Consider the following 25,208-nt stretch of genomic DNA (forward strand, 5'->3'; position numbering starts at 1 on the left):
AGAGGCTAGGACTTTTGTCCCAGCCTCATTTTTCGTCTAGATTTAACGCAGTTGGACTTTCAGTACCAAGGGTAAGTCGCCTGCCACACTCGGCATGAAGAGACGCAAACCTTGAGGTGTTTGCTCCCATTCAAGCGGTTCCTCATAGCCTAGTAAGGACACCTCCTCTATGATGCCATGAAAGCGAGACGCGGGATTTTTTCTTTCGTCAGCCAAGGCCTGAATCGTCAGCCACTGATTTACTGCAGGCTCCATCAAAAAGGCATACACCGCTCCGCCCTTGGCCGTGAAACGGAAATCCTGGTTTGTATACGGGATGTTTTTTCCATCCGAAAATGGCCCACTATCTACTTGTGTCGGACCTTCTCCAAATTGCCTCCACGCGCGTGAATCATAGATCGCTTGACCGTTCACTTGGAGCCAAGCCCCGATTTCTCTCAAGATTTCTTGATCTTTTTCTGGAATCGCCCCGTCTCCTTTTGGCCCAATATTCAGTAGTAAATTCCCATTTTTGGACACGACATCAATCAAGGTCTGGATGATTTCCTTAGCTGACTTATAGTCGAGATTCTCTGTGTAGCCCCAAGAATTTCGCGCAATAGCTGTATCCGTCTGCCAAGTGAAAGGCTGGATCTCTGCGAAACCACCGCGTTCCACTTCCACAATCCCCGCACCAAAAGCCAGCGCATCATGCTTGTAGCAGATGCTAGTCGGCTTCCCAGAAGCTGCTCCTAAATTATAATAATAGGCCGCAAAAAGCTTTATATACTCTTTAAAAGCTGCATGCTGAATCCACCAATCGAAATACAAAATCTCAGGCTGGTAATCTCGAACCAGCTCACAGGTACGCAGGAGCCAATCATCTAGAAACTCCTGACTCGGATAAGGCTGACCAAACAAATCATGGTGGTCCGGCTCTGGCATAGCCGGCCAGTAGAGTTCCTCGCGACTGACTTCGCTGGCAATGTCACTGGCAAACTCCTTTCCATGCGAAAAGAAAAAATGATGCTCCGCCCGATGGGAAGAGGTACAAAAATGTACTTGCTCTCTTTGGGCTGCCTGACTCAATTCCCCCAAGATGTCACGCTTTGGCCCCATTTCTACACTATTAAAAGGAGAGAGCTGGCTAGCATAAAGCTGGAAGCCGTCGTGATGCTCTGCCACTGGAAACATGTATTGGGCTCCCGCTTCTTTAAAGAGGCGCAGCCATTCGTCCGCATGAAAATTTTCGGCAGTAAAAAGTGGGATAAAATCCTTGTAGCCGAAATCTTTGTGAGGCCCGTAAGTTTTGATATGATGGTCAAACTCTGCCGTGCCCTGTATGTACATATTTCGAGAGTACCACTCGCTCCCAAAGGCAGGAAGGCTGTAAAGTCCCCAGTGGATAAAAATCCCAAACTTAGTCCTTTTGAACCAGTGGGGAACGTGATAGGTCGCAAGAGAGTCCCAGTCTGGATAGAAAGGACCTTGGTTGGCAACTCTTTGAATTTCTTCTAAAGATATTTTCATCGTTACTACCTCATCATTCGATTAAAACGCTTTCTTTTATTGTACCAATTTTTGGAGAAGAAAGAGCCATTTTACAAAATAATAATCCAAAAAAGCCCTACGAGCAAACTTTCCCAATAAAGCAAAGAAAAAGAACAGCAATCAACTCTGTTCCTTGTTTTTATATTGTCAGCATGGCGAGCACCTCGGAAAGCCACTCGCACCACGATTCTCATCATTCAACACATCAATTCGCTACGCGATAGTAGGGATGTTGAGATGCGTAAGTGAAATCTTGCCCCACTAAAATGCGTTCTTTCGGATTTTCACTTCCAGTATCATAAAGACGAGCTCCTTTAGGAATGGCTGTGAAGGAGGCCACTTGATTCCCTGATTTATGAGCTAAAAACGCTCCAAACTTACCTTCATATACTTGACTATTTGTCAAAGTGTAGTCGCTTGATTCATTTCCTCTGTAAGTATGGGACACCAAACCATTTGCATCAAAGACTAATTGATTACCCAAATCATCCTGCCAAGTACCTGCAATGCTAGAGAAATCACCATTTGCTAGAGCATTGACATCCATACCGGAAATTGTTGGAGCCACTGGGGCAGCTGGAGTTGGTGACGCATTCGAATCTGCTGAAGTCTTGTTGTCCACAGGTTTCTCAACTTGATTGGAAACACTCTGGTCGCTAGAAAGCTTAGTAGTAGAGGATGCTTTTGCTTCGTTGGAAGCAGAACTTTGCTTAGCTGATGGTTTGGTGGAGGACTCGCCTGAGCTACTAGTCTTAGATATCTGAGAAGTCTGGGAAGTGGAACTGCTGTTCACCTTCGTGGAAGGCTTAGAGCTACAGGCGGCGAGCAGGAAAGCAGAGCACAAGGCAGTAGCTGTCAATAAAATAAGTTTACTACGTTTCATAATGAAATCTCCTTGTCAGTTTATCATCAATTTGCTAAACGATAGTAGCGATGTTGGCTTGCATAGGGGACATCTTACCCCACTAAAATATATTCTTTAAAACTTTTTGTAACAAAAGAAATATTTTGTAATCTAATTGTAATCCTGTGAAATAATTTTGTCAATATTTTGTGTGATATTTTTCTCAAAATTTATCTGCAATTTATGAAATACTTTTTTAATGCAAAAACGAGGCTGGGACAAAAGTCCTAGCCTCTCAATTGTCTTTGGATTGTCGAGCAAGACTCAGTGGTTGAGTGGGCTCTACTACGCTGATTTCATCAGCTTTTACAGCCCTACTCAACTGTGCGGAGGTGGGACGACGAAATCGAATTCTAACCAATTACCGATTTCTGTCCCACTCTCGCTTCGTTTCAAATTTTCTCTAAATCATGAACGATCCGCTCAAAGGCTGCCTCCAAGGAATCTTCGTCTCTAAAGAATGATTCCTCTTCCCAGCCTAAGAAGTCTCTGTCTTTCCACCAGCGCTTCATATCGGCTGGGGTAAATTCTTCTTGCCTCGCTCTGGTCTGATGGCGGCGGACGGTTTCTTCAAAAGTCAAATCATAGTAATAGGCTAGGGTCTGAGGACCAAACAAAGTCCGCAACCGCTCCAGCATGTGGCCATAAATATCTGTCTCATAGAAACCTTCTACCAAGACCAGCAAATCATGTTCGTAGCCGAAGTAAGCCAGTGTCTCCGTCAGGTCAATAGACAAATTTCCCGGCTCTACTTTTTCCTTGAGCATGTCCCGTCTAACTGTGTCCTGCGCAATCAAAAGAGTCCCTTGACCATAGTGTGCCTGCAGTTTCTTAGCCAGACTCGATTTGCCAGAGCCGGAATTGCCTCGAATGATGACTAACTTGGCCATTTATTCGCTTAGAATCAAGCGTGTATGCTCGCGTTTGATGCAGCGATCCATAATGATATCTTCACGACCAGCCTCCCGCAAAATCTGCTCAGCTTCTTCATTTTCCAAGCCCAACTGAGCCCAGAAAATCTTGGCATCTGCTTCCAGAAAATCACGCGCCACATCGGGCAAAAACTCACTGCGGCGGTAAACATCGACAATATCCACTGGGAAAGGAATATCTTTGAGGCTGGCATAAACAGTCTCACCAAAAATCTGACTGCCCGCTGCCCGCGGATTGACTGGAATAATGCGATAGCCTCGCTCCTTCATCTCCTTGGACACACGGTTACTGGTCGTTTCCTCACGGTCTGATAGACCGACAACAGCAATCACCTTGCTGTTTTCCAGATAGCGCTTGACAACGCCGTCACTGGGATTTTGAAAATAGTAAGTCATAATGCTCCTCCTGTTTTATAAATAATTTTTAACTTTTTTAACAATGATATATTAGCTGAACATGAGCTAAAACTTCGGAAAATAGATAAATTCTCCAAAATCTTGCAAGCCTAACTGAATACGAGCTAAAACCTTGGAAATAGATATTCCGTTCTGGGAGCATGACTCCTTCGGCCAGATTCCTGATTTTCAGTCGTTTTTTGACGCTCTTTCTATCTTGTCTTACTTCGCCTCGTACCAAGTTTGGCCGGCATTTTCATCAGCCACTAGTGGAACGGCTAGCTCAATCGCGGCTTCCATGGTTTCTTTGACTAGCTGGCGGACGGCTGTTAGCTCGTCATTTGGCACTTCCAGCACGATTTCATCGTGAACCTGCAAGAGCATGCGAGACTTGAAATTCTTCTCTGTTAGTGCTCGGTCCAGATTAATCATAGCGACTTTGAGAATGTCTGCGGCGGAGCCTTGGATCGGGCTGTTAATAGCTGTGCGCTCCGCAAAATTTCGGATGTTAAAGTTTCGGGAATTGATGTCCGGCAAAGAGCGACGACGATGGTAAATGGTCTCTACGTAGCCTTTATCACGCGCTTCGCGAACGATGGTTTCCATATAATTCTTGATACCAGGGAAACGCTCAAAATAGGTCTCAATGTGGTCCTTGGCAGCCTTGCGGGAAATGCCCAAATTATTGGCCAGTCCGAAGTCGGAAATGCCATAGACCACTCCAAAGTTGACAGCCTTGGCATTGCGGCGGTCATTAGGCGTCACATCCTCTGCCTTTTCAATACCAAAGACCCGCATGGCTGTGGCCGTGTGAATGTCTTCTCCATGCTGGAAGGCAGCAATCAAATGCTCGTCCTGCGAAATATGAGCCAGCACCCGCAGCTCAATCTGGGAATAATCCGAACTGAGAAGCACGCTGTCTGCCCACTCTGGCACGAAAGCCTTGCGAATCAGGCGCCCTTGCTCCAGGCGAACAGGGATATTCTGCAGGTTAGGGTCGACCGAGGACAGGCGGCCAGTCTGGGTCAAATCCTGAACATAGCGAGTGTGAATCTTGCCGTCAGACGCTATCGCCTCCTGCAGGCCGATGATATAAGTGGACTGGAGCTTGCTGATTTGACGGTATTCCAGAATCTTAGACACAATCGGTGCTATCGGTGCTAAACGTTCCAGCACATCCACCGCTGTTGAGTAACCTGTCTTGGTCTTTTTGGTGTACTCCAGTGGCAACCCCATATCCTCAAAGAGAATGGTTCCCAGCTGTTTCGGCGAGTTGATATTGAACTCCTGACCAGCCAGATCATAAATCTCCTGAGTCAGACTTTCCAGCGTCTTTTCATTTTCCGCCTGCATGCCCTGCAGTGTTTCCCGCTCAACCTTGATTCCCGCAATCTCCATCTTGGCTAGGACAAAGGCCAGCGGCTGCTCCATTTCAAGCAACAAATCCAGCTGATCGTGGGCGCGAAGCTGTTCTTGCATCGGCTCCTCCGTTTCCAGCAGTACTTGGACCTTACGAGCTAGATGCTCAAAGAGCTGCTCTTGCTCTGGCAGAGCACGCTTGGCTCCCTTGCCATACACCTCGTCATCCGTTGGCAGGATCGTTTGGCCGTAGAGGCGAGCAATAGTCGCCAGCTCATTATCCTCGACCGTCGAAAGCAGATACTTGGCTAGGCGCGCATCAAAGGCTGCTGCTGGCAGTTCAATGCCGTAATGACTGAGCAGTACCTTGGTCCGCTTGAGATCGTAGGTTTTTAGAGCTATTTTTGTCAAAAACTCCTGAAAGAGAGGCTGCTGCAGTAAATCGCTGGTGCCGACATAAATCTGACGGCTATCGCCCCAGGCAAGACCAACAATCTCTTCCTTGTGGTAGTTGTCACCCAAGATTTCAAAATAGAAGAATTGCTCTGGTGCCAGCATATCTGCTGTCACCTCAGTCACTTTGGTAAATTCAATTGGTTTGACTTCTACCGGCTCTTGACCAGTTCCTAGCTGAGCCTTGAGCTGCTTGAAGCCCATCTCGTCGTAGAACTTGCTCAGGGCCTCTATCTGCGGACCCTTATAAACCAAATCATCCAGCCCGATTTCAATCGGAGCCTGAGTATTGATGGTAGCTAGGGTTTTAGATAAGAAAGCCTTGTCCTTGTCATTAATCAGGTTTTCCTTCATCTTAGAAGCCTTGAGCTGGTCAATGTTTTCATAGAGATTTTCCAAAGAACCATACTCCAAGAGGAGCTTGAGGCCAGTCTTCTCGCCGATCTTGGTCACGCCGGGGATATTGTCCGACTGATCGCCCATCAGCGCCTTGAGGTCAATGAACTGCTCTGGCGTGATGCCCATCTTTTCCATGAGGTAGGCTGGGGTAAATTCCTCAAACTCGGCCACGCCTTTCTTGGAAATCTCCACAACGGTATTATCATCGGTCAGCTGAATCAAGTCTTTATCGCCACTGACAATGGTCACATCGTAAGGCACAGCTGTCTTTTCAGCCATCTTGTCCAAGGTTCCGATGATGTCATCCGCCTCGTACTGAGCCAAGTCGTAGTAGTGAATGCCTAAGTAGTCCAGCATTTCTCGGATAAAGGGCAGCTGCTCCCGAAATTCATCCGGTGTCTTGGCCCGACCTGCCTTATAGTCAGCATACATCTCGGTCCGGAAGGTCGTCTTTCCAGCATCAAAAGCGACTAGGACATGAGTCGGCTGCACGCGCTCCAAGAGATGATTGAGCATGAGGTGGAATCCATAAATAGCATTAGTATGCAGGCCTGATGGACTCTTGAAACGATCAATTTGATTATAAAGCGCAAAAAAAGCGCGAAAAGCAACGGACGAACCGTCGATTAATAATAACTTATTCTTTTTTTCCATAGGTTTATTATAACACGAAAGGCGGACAAAGACAGAAAAGGCGGCGTGGAAAATAGGTAGAAAATGAATGGAGATTTAAATTTTGCTATAATCATCTTATGAAGAACACCTACTATTTTATCCGTCATGCGCATTCTAACTATACACCTGATGAAATCAACCGACCATTATCAGACAAAGGGCAAGAATCCTTGGCGCAGCTTGACTTTTTAGCAGACAAACCCATTACCGCCATTTATTCCAGTCCTTACCGAAGAGCCATTCAGACGGTTGAGCCTTTGGCTCAGAGTCTGAAACTCGCTATTCAAACCGACAAACGGCTAATAGAGCGAAAGCTAAGCAGTCAAGTAATTACGGATCAAGACTTTGAAAAATCCCTCATGAAACTTTGGTCACGGCCAACATTTTCACTTGTTGATGGTGAATCCAATCAGCAAGCTCAACAGCGTGCTTTAGCTCTTCTTCATGAGCTAGAAAGCAAACATCAAAACGAAGAAATTATCATCAGTTCCCACGGCAATCTGATTTGCATCTTGCTGAGCGCATTTGACTCCAGCATTGATTATGACTTCTGGCGCAGCCTAAGCATGCCAGATGTGCTGGTTTTAGATAAAAACGAAAAAATCACTCACCTCCTATAAAAGATGGTATCGCCTAGCAAGAGCCAGCTATATCTTATCTCTCTTCTATGGTATAATAATAAAAACTAGGAGGTGAAGCATGTTCCCAATAACCATTCCAACTCTTGTGACTGAGGAAGTGTATCAACGATTTGCTTGGTCTGTTTTCTTACGTGGAAAAGGATTTTTACTAAATATTCTCATCTTTATAGGAATCATGTCGCTCTATCTGACCTTTATACCTGAGCAACTGAAGCGATTTTCTGTGTTTACCGTGCTATTTGCATCTTTGATTACATTCTCAGCAATATACTTTGGCATGGACTTTCAGATAAAGAAAGCCTATCAAAAAACTCCTTTCTGGAAGGATATGGAGCAAACTCTTATATTTGAGAAAGATAAATTCTCTGTGAAAAGCAAACGAGGAGAGTTTCTTTATAGCTATGATGACATCGTCAAAGTTTTTCATACTAAGGAAGATTTTTATATCATGTTGGGACCAATTGACGGTTTCCCTATTGAAAAAAAGAACTGTACGCCCGAGGCTCTTGAGTTCTTGCTAGAACTTCACATTGAGCATATGTAAAAGAAAAAGCAGGCTAGACTGACAGTAGATCAGTTCTGGTCTGCTTTTTATCTTGTAAATAATTGCTTGATGTCCATCAGCTTCTCTATTTTCTGATTGATTTCTGGTCGGTAGTCACAGAAGTTAATGCTCTGGATGCCACTGTTGCCGGCAACATCCACATCCAGCGTCCGGTCGCCGATATAGTAAGTTTCCTGCTTATCCAGGCCATATTTCTCGAGCAGATAGTCTACACCTTCTGGGTGGGGCTTGCGCTTAAAGCCGTTGGCCGTTGTGATGATTTCTGTAAAATAATCATGAATGCCCAAGTCTTGCAAGATTTGATGGGCATTGAGTCCCTTGTGAGTATAGACAAACTGGGCAATGCCCTGCTCCTCAGCCCAGGCCAGTATCTCCGCTGCTCCTTCCATCAGGTGAACCTGAGCATTTTTCTCCTTTAGGCTTGCTCCACGGAAGGCATTCATCTCGGCAGCGTCCAGACCTTTCTCAGATGCTACTTCCTCCAAAAGTTTCTGGACAGAGTGCTTTAGGATATAGCTGTGAATACTCGCCCTGTCAAAGTCCAGACCATAGTGAGCGTAGGTCTCCTCAATTCCTGCCAAAATAGCATCGTAGGAGTCCAGCAAGGTGCCGTCCAAATCCCAAATAAACGCTATTGTCATGTGATTTCCCTCATTTTTCTGTCAAATAAAACCTTTAAAAATAACCAGCGGAAGCCATTGTCCAAGAGAGTCCCAGCCCAGACTCCCGGCAGACCCAAGCCAAAGGTCACACCTAGTAAATATCCTGAGACGATGCGAATCAGCCACATACCAATAGTCGTGGCATAAAAGGGCAGTCTGGCATTGCCCAGACCCTGCCAAACCGCTGTGTAAATCACGGTCCCAGCTGCCATGGGAGTGCCCAGCAGAGAAAAGAGGATGACCGAAAGACTGGCTGTGATCGCTCCGCTATTGTCCGTATAGAGCAAGGTCAGCGGTCGACCAAGGGCGAAAATCCCTAAAGCCAAGGGCAGCATGCAAGCAAAAGAGAGCCAGAAGGCCCGCTGACGAATCAGACCAACCGCTTGCATATCGCCCTCGCCAACCGCATGGGCGACCAACATGACTGTTGCTGTCGCGACCCCGAAAGCCGGCATGTAGTTAAACTGGGTCAGGACTTCGCCGATGGCATTCCCCGCTACTGCATCCGTTCCAAAGACGACCACAATGGCGATAATCACTACATCGCCCGCCCGCATCATGAGCCGCTCTCCAGCAGCCGGCAGAGACAGGCGCAAGAGCTCGCCATCTAAACCCCAGCGCCAGCGGATCGTGGACAAATCCAGCTCCCGCCAGAGAATGAGCACACCGACCAAACGAGCCAGCACCGTCCCCAGCGCTACGCCGACAATACCAAGCCGAAAGACGTAAATCCCCAGACCAGAAAAGAGGGCATTGAGGACATTGGTCAGAAGACTAACATACATGGGGAATCTAGGATTGCGCGTGACCCGCACCAGAGCTCCAAAGGAAGTCATCAAGCCTAGTAGGACAATTGTTCCACCAACCAGAGCCAGATACAGACCGCCTGCTTCAGCCACCGCTTTTTCCGTCCCCAGCAGATCCAGCATCTGCCTACCAAAAAGCAGAGAAAGGAGACCTAGCAGAAGACTCAGAAGGAGCGTCAGCTTGATAGCCTCAGCTGTGTGATAGGCCAAACGCTCCTTGTCTCCCTGAGCCAGAGTCTTGGAGATGAGACTGGAAACAGCAGCCCCCAGCGCGATAAAAATTGCCTGATAAATGGTAATGATATTGCCGGCCACCGATACACCAGAGATCGCAATCAGCCCAAGACTGGCCACCAGATAGCTGTCGACCATGCCCATGAGCATCTGCAAAAAGTTCTCTGCCATAGCTGGCAAGGCGATATTCATGATTTTTTTATAAGTCGTCATAGAGAAAATTCTCCCTCTTAAGCATAAGCTACTTCTCTTTCTTTCATTGGGCATCCTAAGAAAAAATCAGCCAGATATCCAGCTGATTTTAGGCTTTCTAAGCCATTTTTACAATTCCAAGTAATCCTCGACTGCTACCTGCATTTGGTCTGCAGCAACCGTCGTTTTGTGACGAACAGGGGCAATTTCTAAGCCGTCCACAGCTGGTGGAAGGGCTACGCCAGAAAGTTCGTGCAGTTGGTCCAAAGCCTCAAAGTCACTAAGTCCTGTTTGACCAGTCACAGCCTCAACAGCCACAACTGGGAATTTATAGGGACTAGCGGTAGACGCGATAACAGTCTTGCGCTGATCACCTGTTTCTGCCAAGTATTTTTGATAGACAGCAGACGCGACAGCCGTATGAGGGTCTTCGATGTAGTTAGAGACTTGATAGACTCGCTTGATTTCAGCAGCTGTTTCTTCTTCTGTCGCATAGTCAGCCGCAAAGAGCTCTAAAATCTCAGCATCAAAGTCCGTCAGTTCATACTGTCCATGATCATTCAGAGCCGCCATCAAGGCAGCTGTTTTCTCAGCGCTGTTACCAGACAGATGGAAAATCAAACGCTCCAAGTTAGAGGAAACCAGAATATCCATGGACGGACTAGACGTCACCTTGAAGCTCCGCTTCTTGTCATAAACCTGAGTCTTGAAGAAGTCTGTCAGGACATTGTTCTCATTCGAAGCGCAGATTAGCTTGCCAACCGGCAGACCGATTTGCTTGGCATAGTAGGCCGCTAGGATATTACCAAAGTTCCCAGTCGGAACGGTAAAGTTGACCTTGTCTCCTGCTGTGATTTCTCCCGTCTTCACCAGCTGAGCATAAGCATAGACATAGTAGACAATCTGAGGCACTAAACGGCCGATATTCATGGAATTAGCTGATGAAAACTGGAGTTTGTGCTCCAAGAGACGAGCTCGTAGATCTGTGTCATTGAACATGTGCTTGACATTAGTCTGGGCATCGTCAAAGTTGCCATCAATGGCAACGACATGCGTATTGGCACCTGTCTGGGTCGTCATTTGCAGCTCTTGGACCTTGCTGACACCATCTTTGGGATAAAAGACGATGATTTCAGTCCCCGGAACATCCGCAAAGCCTGCCATAGCCGCCTTGCCCGTGTCACCAGAAGTCGCCGTCAAAATGACAATTTTGTTTTCCAAGCCGTGCTTTTTGGCTGCGGTTGTCATCAGATGAGGCAGGATAGACAAAGCCATATCCTTGAAGGCAATGGTCGCTCCGTGGAAAAGTTCTAGATTGTACTGACCATCCAGCTTGACCAAGGGAGCAATCGCCGCATCATCAAACTTGCTGTCGTAAGCATTGGTAATACAATGATCCAGCTCTGCTTCAGAAAAATCATCCAAAAAAGCAGACAACACCAGCTTGGCTACTTCCTGATAAGAAGCGTCTTTAAGCTTGGCAAAGTCCAAATCGACCTGCGGATAGGTAATGGGCGTAAAGAGCCCGCCGTCTGTTGCCAAACCTTGCAGAATCGCCTGGCTGGCTGTTACTCTATTCTTTTCGTCACGCGTTGATTGATAAACTAAAGTCATTCTCTCTCATCCTTTATCTGTAGTTCGTTTTATTATATCAAAATTTATCAGAAAATTCTTCATTTTCATCAAAATTAAAAAACAAAAAGAGAGTGGGACAGAAATCGGTAATTCGTTAGAATTCGATTTCGTCGTCCCACCTCCGCACAGTTGAGTAGGGCTGTAAAAGCTGATGAAATCAGCGTAGTAGAGCCCACTCAACCACTGCGTCTTGCTCGACAATCCAAAGACAATTGAGAGGCTAGGACTTTTGTCCCAGACTCAATCAAATATCAAAACTCAGACAAGGCTTTTATTTGCTGGCCCTTTTCGTCGAAATTGTCTGAGCTCAGCCATTTCTCCAAACGATTCTTAACGGCAGGCCAATCGCTGTCAATCATGGAGAGCCAGTCCGTGTCTCGGTTGCGCCCCTTATAGACGACCGCCTTGCGAAACCTGCCTTCATAGGTGAAACCAAGTCTCTCTGCTGCCCGCCTTGAGGGCTGATTGAGTGCATCGCATTTCCATTCGTAACGGCGATACTCCAGCTCTTCAAAGACATAGCGTGCCAGTAAGTACTGGGCTTCTGTAGCCAGTCTAGTTCGCTTCAACTTGGGCGAATAGGTCACAGCACCTACTTCAATCACACGATTGCCTCGGTCAATTCTCATTAATGCGAAAGTTCCCAGCGCCTTGCCGCTCTCCTTGTCCACAATGGCATAGTGGAAACGATCCTGAGCCGCCAGCATCCGATCTAGCAAACTATCCCACTCCTCCTGACTCTGAGCAGCATTTTGAAAGAGATAGGTCCACATGTCAGCGGGTGAATCCGGACCATATACTTCGTATAAATCTGCTCCATGCTTGTCTTTGGACAACCGCTCAATGACAACATACTGACCTTCTTTTCGCTCCAGCTTGGGCAGATCCCCCGGCTTAAAGTCCGACAGAGCCTCTCCAATAGGCTGGCCTAGTTCATTGATTCGCATAAAAAACCTCACAATATAACTTTACTGATCTCCAAAATAAGACTTGGAACATTACTTGTGTAAATTATAGCACTTTTTTTTCATTCGGCGCAAACTTTAGGAAATACCTCTTCAGAAAAAGGAGGTCATATTATCTAGAAATATTGAGACTACTGATCGCTCATACTCCAATGGAAAGTGAGGTCTGATAATTCTTGACTGTGAAAACACTTTATTCCCTCTAAACTATGTTATAATGAAATTATGTTTTATTATTTTGACCAAAGAAAGTGACCCATCATGAGACACCAGCAAAATATCTTGGCCATCATCGAAAGCTGTTACGACATTATGACCGATGTCGAAAAACAGATTGCCGACTATTTTTTGACTCCGACAGAGATAGAAGGTGATCTGTCCTCCCTTGAAGTAGCCCAAACTTTACACATCTCACAGGCGGCCTTGACCCGTTTTGCAAAAAAATGTGGCTTTAAGGGCTATAGGGAGTTCAACTTCCAATATCTCCAACAGCTGAAAATCAGCAAAACGGAGCATACAAATCTTAAAAATGATTCGTCCCGCCAGGTGCTACGCAACTATATTCAAATTCGGCAACAAACCGAGGACTTGATTGACGAAAAAAGATTGGAGCGCGTTGCTCAGCTGATTGAAAAAGCGGATCGTGTCTATTTTTTTGGCACGGGAAGCTCGGGGCTCGTCGCTCGCGATATGAAACTGCGCTTCATGCGCTTAGGGGTTATTTGTGAAGCTCTGACAGATGCGGATGGCTTTGCTTGGACAACGAGCATTTTAGACAAAAACTGCCTAGTTATCGGCTTTTCTCTTTCAGGCCAAACCCCATCCATTATTGACAGCCTGATTGATGCTAAGGGCATGGGAGCCAAGACCGTATTAATCACTGGCCAGCCTGATTTGATTAAAGAAGACTTTTCAGAAATCATCCCAGTTGCAATGCAAAGTAAACCTCAGTTCATCCAACGAATCTCAGCTCAGTTCCCAATGTTGCTGATGATTGACATACTTTATGCCTTTTTCCTAGAAATTGACCGAGAGAGAAAGGAAAAAATCTTCAATAGTTACTGGGAAAATCACAAACTTAACGGCTATTACCGTAGGCATCAATAAAAGGCTAGGACAAAAATCCTGGCCTTATTTTTAACTCCTTGATGGGTTACTGATTGCTCAACCTCAAAGGGCTGGTACTTCTTAAAAGGCTTGGGCAACCTTTTAAATCTACTCCTAAAGACAAGTGGGCAAAGTTAAATTTTTTGAAAATTTAGCTCTATCCACCGAATTTTTCCTGTCATTTCAATTCCTTCTAAAATATCGTCTAGCCGTCTACAGAAGCAGTTTGTCTAAAAGCAAGAAACCTGAGGTCACTCCCCAGGTTTTCTTAGATTACTGATGTTTATTTTTAAAGTGGTAGTAGGCTCCGAACATGCCTGCCGTATTTTGGTGATAGGCAAAGGCTAGTTTGGTCTTCTCAGCCATGCTCGGCACCAGAGCATCCTTGAGAGCCGCTTGGATACGCGGTCGAAGAATGGCCTCTTGCCCCATAATACCACCGCCCAAGACGACGATTTCCGGATTGACGACATAGCAGATATTGGCAATGCCTTGACCCAGATAGCCAACCATGCGATCGATGCCCTCAATACAGAGTTTATTGCCTTCGGTCGCTTCTTTGAAAATCCTGCGACCATTCCAGAGAGAGGGATCTTCTCCGTGCAATTCAGCGACATATTGAACCAAGGCTGTGGTCGAAGCCACATCCTGAAAGGCTCCGTCAGGCAGGTGCAGATAGCCTACTTCGCAGGCTGAGTTGCTAAAGCCGTGAAAAACTTGCCCATCCGCTACTAGACAGCCACCAATCCCTGTCCCAATCGTTAGACAGACCGCAATTTTTGCTCCCTTACCATGGCCAGACATGACCTCAGCCAGACCGGCACAATTGACGTCGTTCTCAATCTCGCAAGGAATAGAAAATTCCTCCTCCAAGACCTTCTTAAATTGCGTCCCAGCATAATTAGGAATCTGAGGACCAGCATAAAAGATCTCTCCCTTGTCTGGATCGACCATGCCAGCTGAGGATATACAAATCCCAGCCAGAGCTCCTTTTTCTAAATAGGCTGCAACAATTCCTTCAACTTTCTGCATAATCTCTGGACCACCCTTATGGGCTTCCGTAGGTATTTCATGGGCTTCTACTAGCGTTTCTTGGTCGTCGATCAGGCCGTATTTGATATTGGTGCCGCCAATGTCAATCGTAACATAATTTCCCATAAGCATCCTTCTTTCTTTTAGAGGAAGCGCTCCTTAGTTTCTTGGATCAAGGCCGCTGCTGCTTCTACGACTGGACGGTCTGCTTCTACGACTGGTGTCAGAGGAGCACGGACAGAGCCGATAGCCAGTCCTTCGTTGAGCTTGAGAACTTCTTTGATAACAGCATACATATTGCCGTGAGCACTGGTTAGCTTGCCGATAATGTCGTTAATGGCAAACTGCAGCTCTTTAGCTCTTTCCAATTCCTTGTCAGCAATCAGTTGATTGAGTTTGAGGAAGAGCTCTGGCATAGCTCCATAGGTACCACCAATTCCAGCTGCAGCACCCATAAGACGGCCACCTAAGAATTGCTCATCTGGACCGTTAAAGACCAAATGGTCACTGCCACCAAGTGCTGCAAATGTCTGGATGTCCTGAACTGGCATGGAGGAATTTTTCACCCCAATCACGCGCTCATTTTTCAGCATTTCCTTATAAAGACTCGGAGTCAGCGCTGCACCAGCCAATTGTGGAATATTATAAATCACAAAATCAGTATGTGGGGCAGCCACACTGATATCATTCCAGTACTGAGCGACAGAATATTCTGGCAGACGGAAATAAATCGGCGGAATAGCCGCAATGGCATCAACTCCTAGAGCTTCCGCATGTTTTGCCAACTCGATACTGTCCTTAGTATTGTTGCAGGCTACGTGAGCAATAATAGTCAGTTTGCCCTTAGCAACTTTCATTACTTCTTCCAAAATTACTTTTCTGTCGGCCACGCTCTGGTAGATACATTCTCCTGACGAGCCGTTGACATAGAGACCTTGCACGCCCTTGTCGATGAAATACTCCACCAAAGCGCGAGTCCGCTCCGGGCTGATTTCACCCTCCTCGTCATAACAGGCATAAAAAGCTGGGATGACACCGTGATATTTCTTTAAATCTTTCATTTTCAAATTTTCTCCAAATGTACTAATTGTAGATTATAGACTGCTATATTTAGCGAAGATTTTTTCCAAAATAGGAAGCTGTAAAAAAGCCAGACCTGCAAAACCGATAAAGGCAAAGAGGGAAAATCCTAACAGCAACACCAAGCCTGAACTATAGATAATGACAAGGATCGCGGCTATAACCGCCATCATAACAAAGAACCAAGGAAAATTCAGACTTACAATCACTAGGCTGGTCTGTAAAAGGTCTCTAAAAGACATGAGAAACTTACCAGCCAAGGGATAAACGCAAAGAGAAAGCAGGATTGTAAAAATAATAATTCCAAAACAAACCGCCTTTAAAACTTGGAAAGGCAGAGCTTCCTGCGTCCGAAAAAGCAGGAGGTCAAAGAGACTGATACCGACTAAAGCCAATTCCAGCAAGCCCAGTTTGAGCCCTTGCTTCCAATTTTCTCGAAAGATTCGAGTGTAAGTTCTGATTACTTTTACCCGACGGTTTCCCTTGATTTCAAAAAGTGTCTGATAGAGGCTGATCTTGGCAATCCCAATGGTCACCAAGGGCAGGCAAGACAAGAGAAAGAGAAGATTGACCGTCATCAAATCTAGGATTTTCTCACAGATTTGCATGAAGAAATTATCCGTATCAAATATAGCTCTGATGAGTCCTGTTCCCTTATCTGACATAAGTTTCTCCTTTCTCTACTAGCCTTGCACCCTCAAAAATCTCGCTCACCTAGGGCTAGTCTATTAACACTTTAAAAAGATACTTTCTGACATTTTCTTCCAGACCCGCATAGCCATTCGGCTGATGGGCTTCTCCTGGAAAGAAAATCGCAAAATTATGGTAATCCAACAAGAGAGGATAACGATTTTGACAATGAACAAAGCCGATATCCGCCTCTTCATCAAAAGCCACTGCCTCATCGACTATCTGGCTACCATAGGCAGAATACTCATGCCCTGCTACTAGCAGATGAAAATCTGCATATTTTTTATGATATTCAAATTGATCATTGGCCTCTTGATTGAGCGTGTTTTCCTGAACCAAGAGAAAGACCTTATCTCCATCCACTTCATGGCGTCCCAAGTCAAAGCTGTCTTTGCGGTGCTCATAGAGATAATCAATCGCTTTATCCAGATTTGGATGAAGGCCCTTGTAACGAGTCACATTTTTTAAATCATCAAAAATCATAGTTTTATTTCCTCTATTGAGTGCCTTATCCTTTGACAGCTCCCATAGTAATCCCTTGGGTAAAGGATTTTTGGAAGATGAGGAAGACTGCTACGATTGGCACCGCCGCCAAAGCAGCACCGGCCATAATCAAACCATAGTTGGTTGCCATCTCAGCCTGCATAGTCGCAACCCCTAACGAAATCGTCAGATTGTTCCGCGAGGTCAACATTACGAGCTGCATGAAATAGTCATTCCAAGTATTGATAAAGGTAAAGATAGCTAGAGCAGCAAAGCCGGGTTTGACGATAGGAAAGGCTACACTCCAGAAGGTTCGGATTTCACCACAACCGTCGATCTTAGCTGATTCCAGAAGCTCTGTCGGGATATTTTCACTAAACTGCTTCATGAGGAAGACCCCGAACGGCCAGCCAACTAAAGGCAAAATAACCGCCCAAAGGGTATCGTGGATTCCCATGAAATTGACAATCCGCACTAGAGGTACTAGGACAACCTGCTTAGGCAAGGCCATAGCCGCGATAAAGATAGCAAAGAGAATCCGTTGCCCATAAAAGCGTTTCTTAGCCAAAACATAACCAGCTAGGGATGACGTCGCACAAACCAAGAACATGGTCGCAAGAGAAATGAAGACACTGTTCCACATCCATTGTAAAGCTGGGTTTTGAACGGCTAATTGCTGGAAGTTCTCTGTTGTCGGGTTTTGTGGCCACCATTGAGGCGGAATCATAATTGTATCCGGCTGAGATTTAAAAGCGCCAGTCAGAATCCAATAGAATGGAAAGACAAAGAGCACGGTCAAAAGTGCTAAAATAACAGATGAGAACACTTTAAATGAATTAAATTTTTTTGGTTTCATATTCCTGCTCCTTTCTTTAATATTCCACATCATTACCGAGGATCTTGAACTGGGCGAAACTGATAATCGCAATCATAATCGCCAGAAAGACTCCCATAGTGTTTGCATAGCCATATTCAGATAGCTTGAAGGCTTTTTCATATAGATAGTACATAAGCGTACTAGTTGAGTAGTTTGGTCCACCTGATGTCAACAGCTGAATCAAGGCGAAACATTGGAATGAGTTAATAGTGGTGATAATAGCGATATAAAGTGTCGTTGGCAAGAGACTCGGCCATTTGATTTTCCAAAAAACTTGCATCTCTGTCGCCCCATCCACACGCGCGGCCTCAACTAGAGAATTATCGATATTTCCCATAGCTGCAATGTAGAGAATGATCGGCTGACCGACAGATGTTGTCAGCAAAATAACAATGATAGCAGCCAAGGCCCACTGTTTGTCTCCCAACCAAGAAATGTTTTGGTTGATGATATGGCCAGATTTCAAAACAAAGTTCAAAATACCAGACAACGGATCGTAGATCCACTTCCACACGACTGTCACGGCAACACTACCTGTAACAACCGGTAGGAAGAAGACAAAACGGTAGAAAGAGCGAGAAACAGCATTCATCTCATAGGTTTGTGAAGCTACAAACAAAGAGAAGAGCACAACTACTGGCACAGAGCCGATTACAATAATAACTGTATTAATGAGTGACTTAACAAAAACTGGATCATTGAACATCCGAATGTAGTTATCAAACCCAACGAATGTAAATGAGGTCATTGTATAATTAAAGAAACTAGTGATAAATCCCATTATCATAGGCGCTAAAACAAATACTGTAAAGAATATAAGAATTGGAGCTAAAAACGCATATGATATTAGGGTTTCTTTCATTCTGATTTTATTGACTTTCACAATGAGGTACCCCTCTTTCAAGATTTTCTAACAAAATACCCCTTTTTCCATTTTTAGAGACTGACAACAGAAAAAGGGGCGGATTTTAAACTTGCTTATTTTTTAGTAATCGTTTCGTTTGCTTTTTCAGTAAATGTCTTCAAAGCAGGTTCAACTTTTTCATCTCCATTAGATACAGATTGCAACATTGGGAACCAGAGTGTTCTCATTTCTGCAAATCCATCAATGGTGTTGTAGTATGGTGAGTAGTATTTAGTCCAGCCACTGATTGTTTCCATACGCTTGTCATCATAGAGTTTACCAAATGATGTACGAACTGGGAAAGCACCTGTACGAACAACGTTCTTAGGTCCCCATTCTTTGTCATCAGCGATGAATTTCACAAATTTCTTAGCTGCTTCTACTTTCTTGTCGTCTTTGTTGTTAAAGACTGCAAAACCATTTACAAGGTATTCAAGGGCTGGTTTGCCTGAGTCTGATGGGAATGGTACTTCTACTACTTCTACTTTACTTGCTTCCAACAATTTAGCTTGGATACCATTTTGTGCTGGTGCCCAAAGAACAGTATAAGAAGTTTGGCCGTTAGCGAAGTTTTGGATGTCTGCTCCACCATCATATTGAGAACCGTTCATCATAAGGCCATTGTTGATCCAGCTCACTGCTTTTTCAAGACCTTTGACAAATTTCGGATCATCAGTTGTATATTTAGTTACTTTTTCGTCTGTAACAGATCCACCATAGAGGTTAGCGATGAAGGCACGAGTTCCTTGGTCACCACCTTGACCGTTACTGAAGAGAGAGCCAGGTGTATAACCTTTATCTTTAAGCGCTTTCAAAACTTTTTCAAAGTCATCTGTTGTCCAGCCTTCTTTAACTAGGTTGAGGACACCAGCATCTTCCAACATTTTCTTATTCATTGCCATGTAGAATGGAGCAGAGCTGATTGGATACATATAAGCTTTGTCTCCAGCCTTGCTGGCTTGGATAATGTTATCGTTGTTAACATCTTTGACGAAATCATCTGTGAAGAGGTCGTTCAAGTCTGCCAACTTACCATTTTTACCGTATTGAATAATCCGTCCTGGTGCATCAAAGAGCACGTCTGGCGCTGTTCCAGCTTCGATAGCTGTCGTAATTTTTTCTGGACCTGACTTGAAGTCGATTGTTTCCAAGTTGACATGAATGTCTGGATTTGCTTTTTCAAATGCTTCAATGATGGATTTCTCATAAGTTCCAACACCATCGCTGGCATTTTCTTGAGTGAAGACAGGGAATGCCCACCAAGTAATCTCTGTCTTACCAGATTTATCACCAGAGCTAGCTGCTTTATTTGAGCTACCACCACCGCTACAAGCTGCTAACGTAAGAACTGCGGCTCCCGCTACCAATGAACAAAGCAATTTCTTCATTTTCATTTGTTTTTCTCCTTTAAAATTAAGATTCCAAGCTGACCTAAACAGCTTTTACCTGCCTATTGGAGAGTGGGACGGACCTATTTCATTAGGCGCCCCAGCCTCGTTTTTCCTGTGTTATTCCTCTGGACAAGCGTCCACCTATATTTGATTAAAATCCTAAACTTTTAAAAGTACAATCACTCCTTCTCTGTGACCTTTCTTTTATCCTAAAATAAAGTCAGTCAGTTCATTTTAGGTTGTTTTACAAAGTAATTCGTTTTTGAGTCTCACTATCAAACAGATGACTCTTAGGTAGTTTGAAGGTGAAGCGAAGCTTCGAACCTGGCTCCAGATAATTGGAAGCATCTACCTTGGCTGAAAACTCTTGGCTGCCCACCTTACAGTAGAGCACTGAGTCACTACCCAGCAACTCTGACACGACAACTTCCGCATCGACCACATCACCAGGGAAAGTATCTTCTACAATCAAGTCGGCTGAGATATCCTCTGGTCGGATACCCAAGATAACTTTCTTACCTTGGTAGCCCTTTTCTGTCAAAAGCTTCTCTTGACCACCTGTCAGGGTAAGATTGAGTTGATCACCATCAGTCAGTTGATGACCAGATACCATCACTTCAAAGAAGTTCATAGCTGGACTGCCGATAAAGCCCGCAACAAACTTATTCGCTGGTTCATTGTAAAGCTCTTGCGGAGTTCCGACTTGCTCGATACGACCGATAGTTCCCGTGCCCGCTTCATTTTTCGTCGCTGACATGATAACAATGCGGTCGGCCAAGGTCATTGCCTCGGTTTGGTCGTGGGTAACGTAGATGGTTGTTGCTCCGATACGGCGGTGGATTTTGGCAATCTCAGCACGCATGGACACCCGCAGTTTCGCATCCAAGTTTGACAAAGGTTCATCCATCAGGAAAACCTTGGCATCTCGGACGATGGCCCGTCCCATAGCTACCCGTTGACGTTGACCACCAGACAAGTCCGCTGGTTTGCGGTCTAGAAACTCTTTCAAACCAAGGATTTCAGCTGCTTCTTGCACCCGTTTGTCGATATCTTCCTTGCTGTACTTGCGCAGTTTCAATCCGAACGCCATGTTGTCATAGACTGTCATGTGTGGATAGAGGGCATAGTTCTGGAAAACCATGGCAATATCACGATCCTTGGGAGCAATATCATTGACTAATGTCTCATCAATGTAGAGCTCGCCCTCAGTGATGTCCTCCAGTCCCGCAATCATACGCAGCGTTGTGGATTTCCCACATCCAGAAGGGCCAACAAAGACGATAAATTCTTTGTCTTTGATTTGCAAGTCGAAATTTTCTACAGAGTAGAAATCACTATTAGGATATTTTTTGTAGAGCTTATTTAACTTTAAGGTCGTCATTGCTTTACCTCACTTTATTTTACTGCTGCAACGAAACGCTCGGTGATTTCCTTTGGTCGAGTAATGGCTCCGCCTACTACAATACCGCGGACACCTAAATCATGGATTTGCTTGGCTTGATCTGGATAATGAATCTTGCCCTCAGCAATCACATCTACCTCCGCATCACAGAGCTTCTTGACCAGTTCAAAGTCTGGTCCGTCTACCTTAGGACTGTAGGAAGTGTAGCCTGATAAGGTTGTACCGACAAAGTCAACCCCAGCTGCTACAGCTGCCAGGCCTTCCTCAAAGGTACTGATGTCAGCCATCAGCAGTTGCTGCGGATATTTCTTCTTGACTTGGCGGATAAAGTCCTCAATCTTCAAACCATCATAGCGTTCCCGCTGGGTGCAGTCCAGAGCGATGACCTCGATATCAAGGGCAGCCAGCTCATCCACTTCCCGCATGGTCGCAGTGATAAAAGGCTCCTGTGGTGGATAGTCCCGTTTGATAATCCCGATAATCGGGAGCTTGGTTACTTCCTTAATCTCCTTGATGTCTCGCACGCTGTTGGCTCGAATACCAACTGCCCCGCCCTCTTCAGCCGCCTTGACCAAGAGAGGAATGACACCGCCAGCCTCCGTATAGAGGGGCTCATGAGGCAGAGCTTGACAGGAAACGATAATGCCATCTTTGATTTTTGCAATTAATTGATCTTTGCTAATCTGTGACATAAATAATCTCTCCTTTTTCTATGTTTTCTCCGTTCTTTTTATAATGTCATTATATACAAAAAATAAAGCGCTTTCAATAAGTTTTGAGATTTAGATTTTAGTTTCTAAAAACCGACTTCCTTTCTTAAAAGCTGAAACTACTTTCAGGATTAGAAGTGTTTCTACAAAAAAGTTACTATAGATTTTTGAATATTTATCATAAAAAGCCTGAGATTATACTAACCTCAGGCTTGGTTTCTTTCTTGCTACTATCTATTTTTACCAATCTTTAAAAGCTTCCAGCAAAGAAGGATGGTCAATCTTTGAACCACAAAGCCAGTTGAAGACCCTATCATTGACATAGACATTCATGGCTTCATGCTCGTACTCTGGCATGAGATGGTGCTCCTTAGTACACTCCAGCCGGTTGTAAATCGCAAACTGGGTAATCGGATAACAAACATCGTCAGCCAGTCCTGTTATCATCCGCACGCTCCCTTGAATGCGGTGAGCCATATTTTTCACATCGATATAGGACAAGGTCTGAATAATCTCATCCTCCGTTTCGTGGAAAGGATCGTGGAACTTAAAATAACGAAAGAGCTCATCATAGGCCTCGCTGGTATTGCCAATCTCCAGTACCCTCCGGAAGTCTGACAAGAAAGGATAGATAGCTACTATCTGCTTAATGCGCGGATTGAGAGCCGCTGCCACCAAAGCCAAGGCTCCGCCCTGAGAAGCACCATAACTGGATAGATGCTCCTCGTCCACAAGGTCCAAACTCGCCACAATCTCAACCAAGCTGTAAATATCTAGATAGACATCTTTATAAAAGAGACGCTCTGGTCCATCCACTGCCCCACGGATAATCTGACCCTTGACCGTATTGCCCCTTACAGGCACCCCTCCATCCAAAGAATAGCCTGACTGGCCGCGTACATCCATAGATACAACACCATAGCCAGCAACCGTATAAGCTAGCATATCGGACCAATCCCAGCCACGCCCCATATAACCGTGGAAATGAAAGATAATCGGAACTTTTTTACTCGATTTGGGAAGGACTATACGAGCATAGGTTCGCCCTTGATTCGTCCCCTCAAAAACTAGCTCATGGCAGGTCACCCCAGCGATTTGAAAGTCTTTTTCAATCAGCTGATAGTCCGGCAAGCCACTCAAACTGCTAATCTGACGATCCCAAAAAGCATCAAAATCCGCTGGAACTTCATCTCTGCCTTTGTAAGCCTTTGCTTCTGCTAATAAATCTGGATTGCGCATCTCATCCTCCAACACTATTATTTTTGTAAACCCTTACAAAAATAATAGCACAGTGCCTTCCCTTTTTCAATCCTTTGCAATATTAAGAATTTAATTTCTGTTTTTGCTGTGATTCTTTTTCTTTTTGAAACTAGTTTCAAAAATAGGTCGGAGAAGTTCCCTGACCTCTTTTTTGAGATTACATTATTAAAAACAAAGAAAGCGAGGTGAACAAAGAATCACACCTTTCAACCTGCTCTTTGTACATTTGATAAAAATTCTTGATAGAGTTGATTTCTAAGTAGCAACTGATGATGAGTTCCTTGATCCACAATCTGTCCAGTTTTATCCAAAACAAGAATCGAATCTGCTTTCTTGACTGTATGCAAACGATGTGCAATCGTCATGCGTGTTTTACCTGCTGTCAACTTATCAATTGCTTTACTGATTCTTTGTTCTGTCACACTGTCTAAACTGGCTGTTACTTCATCTAATAGATATATTGGATGCTCCAGCAATAAAGCCCTCGCAATATTAAAACGTTGCTTTTGCCCCTCGGACAACCCAGTACCACTATCAGAAATTTCCGTATCTAAACCTTTGTCTAAATCCCTTATCAAAGATACCAAACCCAATTCTTCTAAGACTTCATTCATCCGTTCTTCTGAGACGATTTTATTTTTCCCATAGAGAAGATTTTCCCTGATCGTTCCATGAAACAAGGTATTATCTTGAGGAATATAAGCTACCATATTTCTCAGCTGCTCCTCAGATAAGTCTGCTAAGTTCTGACTTCCAATGAGAATCTCTCCCTTATAATCTTGATAGAATTTCATCAATAGAGCAAAAATAGTCGATTTCCCTGCACCACTTGGTCCAACAATTGCAGTATGCTGTCCCGCTTGAATATTGACGGATAAATCGTTTAAGACATTTTCCTGATCATAAGAAAAATTAACATTCTTCATGATGATACTCGATCCAGATAGTTCTAATCCTTTTTCTCCTCCTACTTCTTTGTCTAACTCTACCATCTCCATGAGACGATTTGAAACACTCTGAAACTCTGTCCAATCCGTCATAGATTCAGAGATATCTGTGATGGGGTCAATCAACCGTGTCAGATAAAGAACAAAAGTCATCAGAGTACTCATGGTCATATTGTCTTTAGAGACTTCCAAACCAGCTACCACCAATAGTAAAATGATAAAGGTCATGGTCAGCCCATTTGATAAGGTATTCTGAATAGAGGACAAGCCGATAATCTTTTTAAAGTTGTGGGTTAATTGATTAAAAAAGTGAGCCATGGATTCTTCTTCACTCTTTTCGCCATTGAAGGATTTCATCAAACGGATATGAGTGAAACGATGACTAATTCGACCAGAAATGTCTCCCAGCCCTTCTTGATAGTTTGTGTAGTGACTTTCTAGCCGATGATTTATCGGAATGATTACAAATAATAAAATCGGAAATAGCAAGAAAGACAGTAACGTCAAGGGCAGACTGATATTTACTAGAAAATAGAGAGAACCCATAATCACAATCCCATTTAAAATAAGATTTGGCAATACCGATGTGATAAAGTTCAAAATAACAGACATATCATTTGTTAGCCGACTAGCTACATCACCCGATGGATGATTTTCTAGTTCCTTGACAGAGGTTACTAACAGGGAGGCATATATATGCTTTTGGAGCTTGTTTACAGCTTGACTGCCACACAAGCCGATCACATAGCGTGACAAAGCTTGGACAGAAAACACGAGCAAGAGCGATGCGATGGAGACCGCTATTGTTATTGGGTTAGATATGAGCGTGATTAAAAATTCTTCATTCAGTAAGTTCCCCATAAATTGTGGAATAAATAAACTCATAATCGTTCCAATAAAGCTCAATCCTAAGCCAAAAAGAAATTTTGGCTTATTGAGGTACTTGATAATCAACTTTAAGAGTTTTTTGTCCATCC

23 protein-coding genes are annotated in these 25,208 nt (G+C 44.5%); 3 read left to right on the forward strand and 20 right to left on the reverse strand.

All coding sequences use genetic code 11. From position 1 onward, the window contains the following. Window positions 1-42: 42 nt before the first annotated feature. From D8793_RS09270 to polA, 5 genes are all read right to left on the reverse strand, one after another. Complete coding sequence (locus tag D8793_RS09270; protein WP_125371636.1) at window positions 43-1,509, reverse strand: alpha-L-fucosidase; 1,467 nt, start codon at window positions 1,507-1,509, stop codon at window positions 43-45. 226 nt (window positions 1,510-1,735) lie between these two features. Continuing rightward, a complete protein-coding gene (locus tag D8793_RS09275) occupies window positions 1,736-2,413 on the reverse strand; it encodes a DUF6287 domain-containing protein (RefSeq protein WP_125371637.1) in 678 nt (225 codons plus the stop codon). Between the two features lie 413 nt (window positions 2,414-2,826). Then, complete coding sequence (locus D8793_RS09285; RefSeq protein ID WP_125371638.1) at window positions 2,827-3,324, reverse strand: kinase; 498 nt, start codon at window positions 3,322-3,324, stop codon at window positions 2,827-2,829. Then, entirely contained in the window at window positions 3,325-3,762 is a 438-nt protein-coding gene (locus tag D8793_RS09290; protein ID WP_125371639.1) for a CoA-binding protein, read from the reverse strand. A gap of 222 nt (window positions 3,763-3,984) precedes the next feature. Beyond that, complete coding sequence (gene polA, locus D8793_RS09295) at window positions 3,985-6,627, reverse strand: DNA polymerase I (protein WP_125371640.1); 2,643 nt, start codon at window positions 6,625-6,627, stop codon at window positions 3,985-3,987. Between the two features lie 98 nt (window positions 6,628-6,725). Here polA and D8793_RS09300 point away from each other — a divergent pair, with 98 nt between their 5' ends. Both D8793_RS09300 and D8793_RS09305 read left to right on the forward strand, forming a co-directional pair. Further along, on the forward strand, window positions 6,726-7,268 hold the full coding sequence (locus D8793_RS09300) for a histidine phosphatase family protein (protein ID WP_125371641.1): 543 nt from the start codon (window positions 6,726-6,728) through the stop codon (window positions 7,266-7,268). 79 nt (window positions 7,269-7,347) lie between these two features. Beyond that, window positions 7,348-7,833, forward strand: a complete 486-nt coding sequence (locus D8793_RS09305) for a YcxB family protein (RefSeq protein WP_125371642.1) — start codon at window positions 7,348-7,350, stop codon at window positions 7,831-7,833. Between the two features lie 47 nt (window positions 7,834-7,880). Here D8793_RS09305 and D8793_RS09310 read toward each other — a convergent pair whose 3' ends face one another. The 4 genes from D8793_RS09310 to D8793_RS09325 form a co-directional block, all read right to left on the reverse strand. Next, on the reverse strand, window positions 7,881-8,495 hold the full coding sequence (locus tag D8793_RS09310) for an HAD-IA family hydrolase (RefSeq protein ID WP_125371643.1): 615 nt from the start codon (window positions 8,493-8,495) through the stop codon (window positions 7,881-7,883). Beyond that, entirely contained in the window at window positions 8,492-9,769 is a 1,278-nt protein-coding gene (locus D8793_RS09315) for an MATE family efflux transporter (RefSeq protein WP_125371644.1), read from the reverse strand. The genes D8793_RS09310 and D8793_RS09315 overlap by 4 nt, the downstream gene beginning before the upstream one ends. A 108-nt stretch (window positions 9,770-9,877) precedes the next feature. After that, window positions 9,878-11,362 (reverse strand): threonine synthase, encoded by a 1,485-nt coding sequence (gene thrC, locus D8793_RS09320; protein ID WP_125371645.1) that lies wholly within the window; start codon window positions 11,360-11,362, stop codon window positions 9,878-9,880. A 272-nt stretch (window positions 11,363-11,634) separates the two neighbouring features. Next, a complete protein-coding gene (locus D8793_RS09325; RefSeq protein WP_125371646.1) occupies window positions 11,635-12,330 on the reverse strand; it encodes a GNAT family N-acetyltransferase in 696 nt (231 codons plus the stop codon). Between the two features lie 279 nt (window positions 12,331-12,609). Here D8793_RS09325 and D8793_RS09330 point away from each other — a divergent pair, with 279 nt between their 5' ends. Further along, complete coding sequence (locus D8793_RS09330) at window positions 12,610-13,455, forward strand: MurR/RpiR family transcriptional regulator (protein WP_005591322.1); 846 nt, start codon at window positions 12,610-12,612, stop codon at window positions 13,453-13,455. 273 nt (window positions 13,456-13,728) lie between these two features. On the opposite strand, the gene D8793_RS09335 is transcribed toward D8793_RS09330, so the two are convergent. The 11 genes from D8793_RS09335 to D8793_RS09385 all read right to left on the reverse strand — a co-directional run bounded on the left by D8793_RS09335 (window position 13,729) and on the right by D8793_RS09385 (window position 25,206). Next, entirely contained in the window at window positions 13,729-14,613 is an 885-nt protein-coding gene (locus D8793_RS09335) for an ROK family protein (RefSeq protein WP_125371647.1), read from the reverse strand. Between the two features lie 17 nt (window positions 14,614-14,630). After that, window positions 14,631-15,548 carry a dihydrodipicolinate synthase family protein gene (locus tag D8793_RS09340; RefSeq protein ID WP_125371648.1) on the reverse strand — a complete coding sequence of 306 codons (918 nt, stop codon included), beginning with the start codon at window positions 15,546-15,548 and terminating at the stop codon, window positions 14,631-14,633. Window positions 15,549-15,581: 33 nt separating this feature from the next. Then, entirely contained in the window at window positions 15,582-16,232 is a 651-nt protein-coding gene (locus tag D8793_RS09345) for a DUF624 domain-containing protein (RefSeq protein WP_125371649.1), read from the reverse strand. Window positions 16,233-16,287: 55 nt separating this feature from the next. After that, window positions 16,288-16,740 (reverse strand): NanQ anomerase/TabA/YiaL family protein, encoded by a 453-nt coding sequence (locus tag D8793_RS09350; RefSeq protein ID WP_125371650.1) that lies wholly within the window; start codon window positions 16,738-16,740, stop codon window positions 16,288-16,290. A gap of 25 nt (window positions 16,741-16,765) precedes the next feature. Next, on the reverse strand, window positions 16,766-17,596 hold the full coding sequence (locus D8793_RS09355; protein WP_045498288.1) for a carbohydrate ABC transporter permease: 831 nt from the start codon (window positions 17,594-17,596) through the stop codon (window positions 16,766-16,768). A gap of 16 nt (window positions 17,597-17,612) precedes the next feature. Next, entirely contained in the window at window positions 17,613-18,500 is an 888-nt protein-coding gene (locus tag D8793_RS09360) for a carbohydrate ABC transporter permease (RefSeq protein WP_045498290.1), read from the reverse strand. 95 nt (window positions 18,501-18,595) lie between these two features. Beyond that, window positions 18,596-19,915, reverse strand: coding sequence for an ABC transporter substrate-binding protein (locus tag D8793_RS09365; RefSeq protein WP_048766387.1), 1,320 nt, complete (start codon window positions 19,913-19,915; stop codon window positions 18,596-18,598). 241 nt (window positions 19,916-20,156) lie between these two features. Next, the gene (locus tag D8793_RS09370) at window positions 20,157-21,293 is read right to left on the reverse strand and encodes an ABC transporter ATP-binding protein (RefSeq protein WP_015604211.1); all 1,137 of its coding nucleotides are present in this window, start codon (window positions 21,291-21,293) and stop codon (window positions 20,157-20,159) included. 14 nt (window positions 21,294-21,307) lie between these two features. Then, window positions 21,308-22,006, reverse strand: coding sequence for an N-acetylmannosamine-6-phosphate 2-epimerase (locus tag D8793_RS09375; RefSeq protein WP_125371651.1), 699 nt, complete (start codon window positions 22,004-22,006; stop codon window positions 21,308-21,310). A gap of 258 nt (window positions 22,007-22,264) precedes the next feature. Further along, window positions 22,265-23,263, reverse strand: a complete 999-nt coding sequence (locus D8793_RS09380; RefSeq protein ID WP_125371652.1) for an acetylxylan esterase — start codon at window positions 23,261-23,263, stop codon at window positions 22,265-22,267. Between the two features lie 227 nt (window positions 23,264-23,490). Beyond that, window positions 23,491-25,206, reverse strand: coding sequence for an ABC transporter ATP-binding protein (locus D8793_RS09385; protein WP_062004925.1), 1,716 nt, complete (start codon window positions 25,204-25,206; stop codon window positions 23,491-23,493). Window positions 25,207-25,208: the final 2 nt, after the last annotated feature.

The organism is Streptococcus cristatus, from assembly GCF_003943465.1.
In the GTDB taxonomy this organism is placed as follows: Bacteria; Bacillota; Bacilli; order Lactobacillales; family Streptococcaceae; genus Streptococcus; species Streptococcus cristatus_C.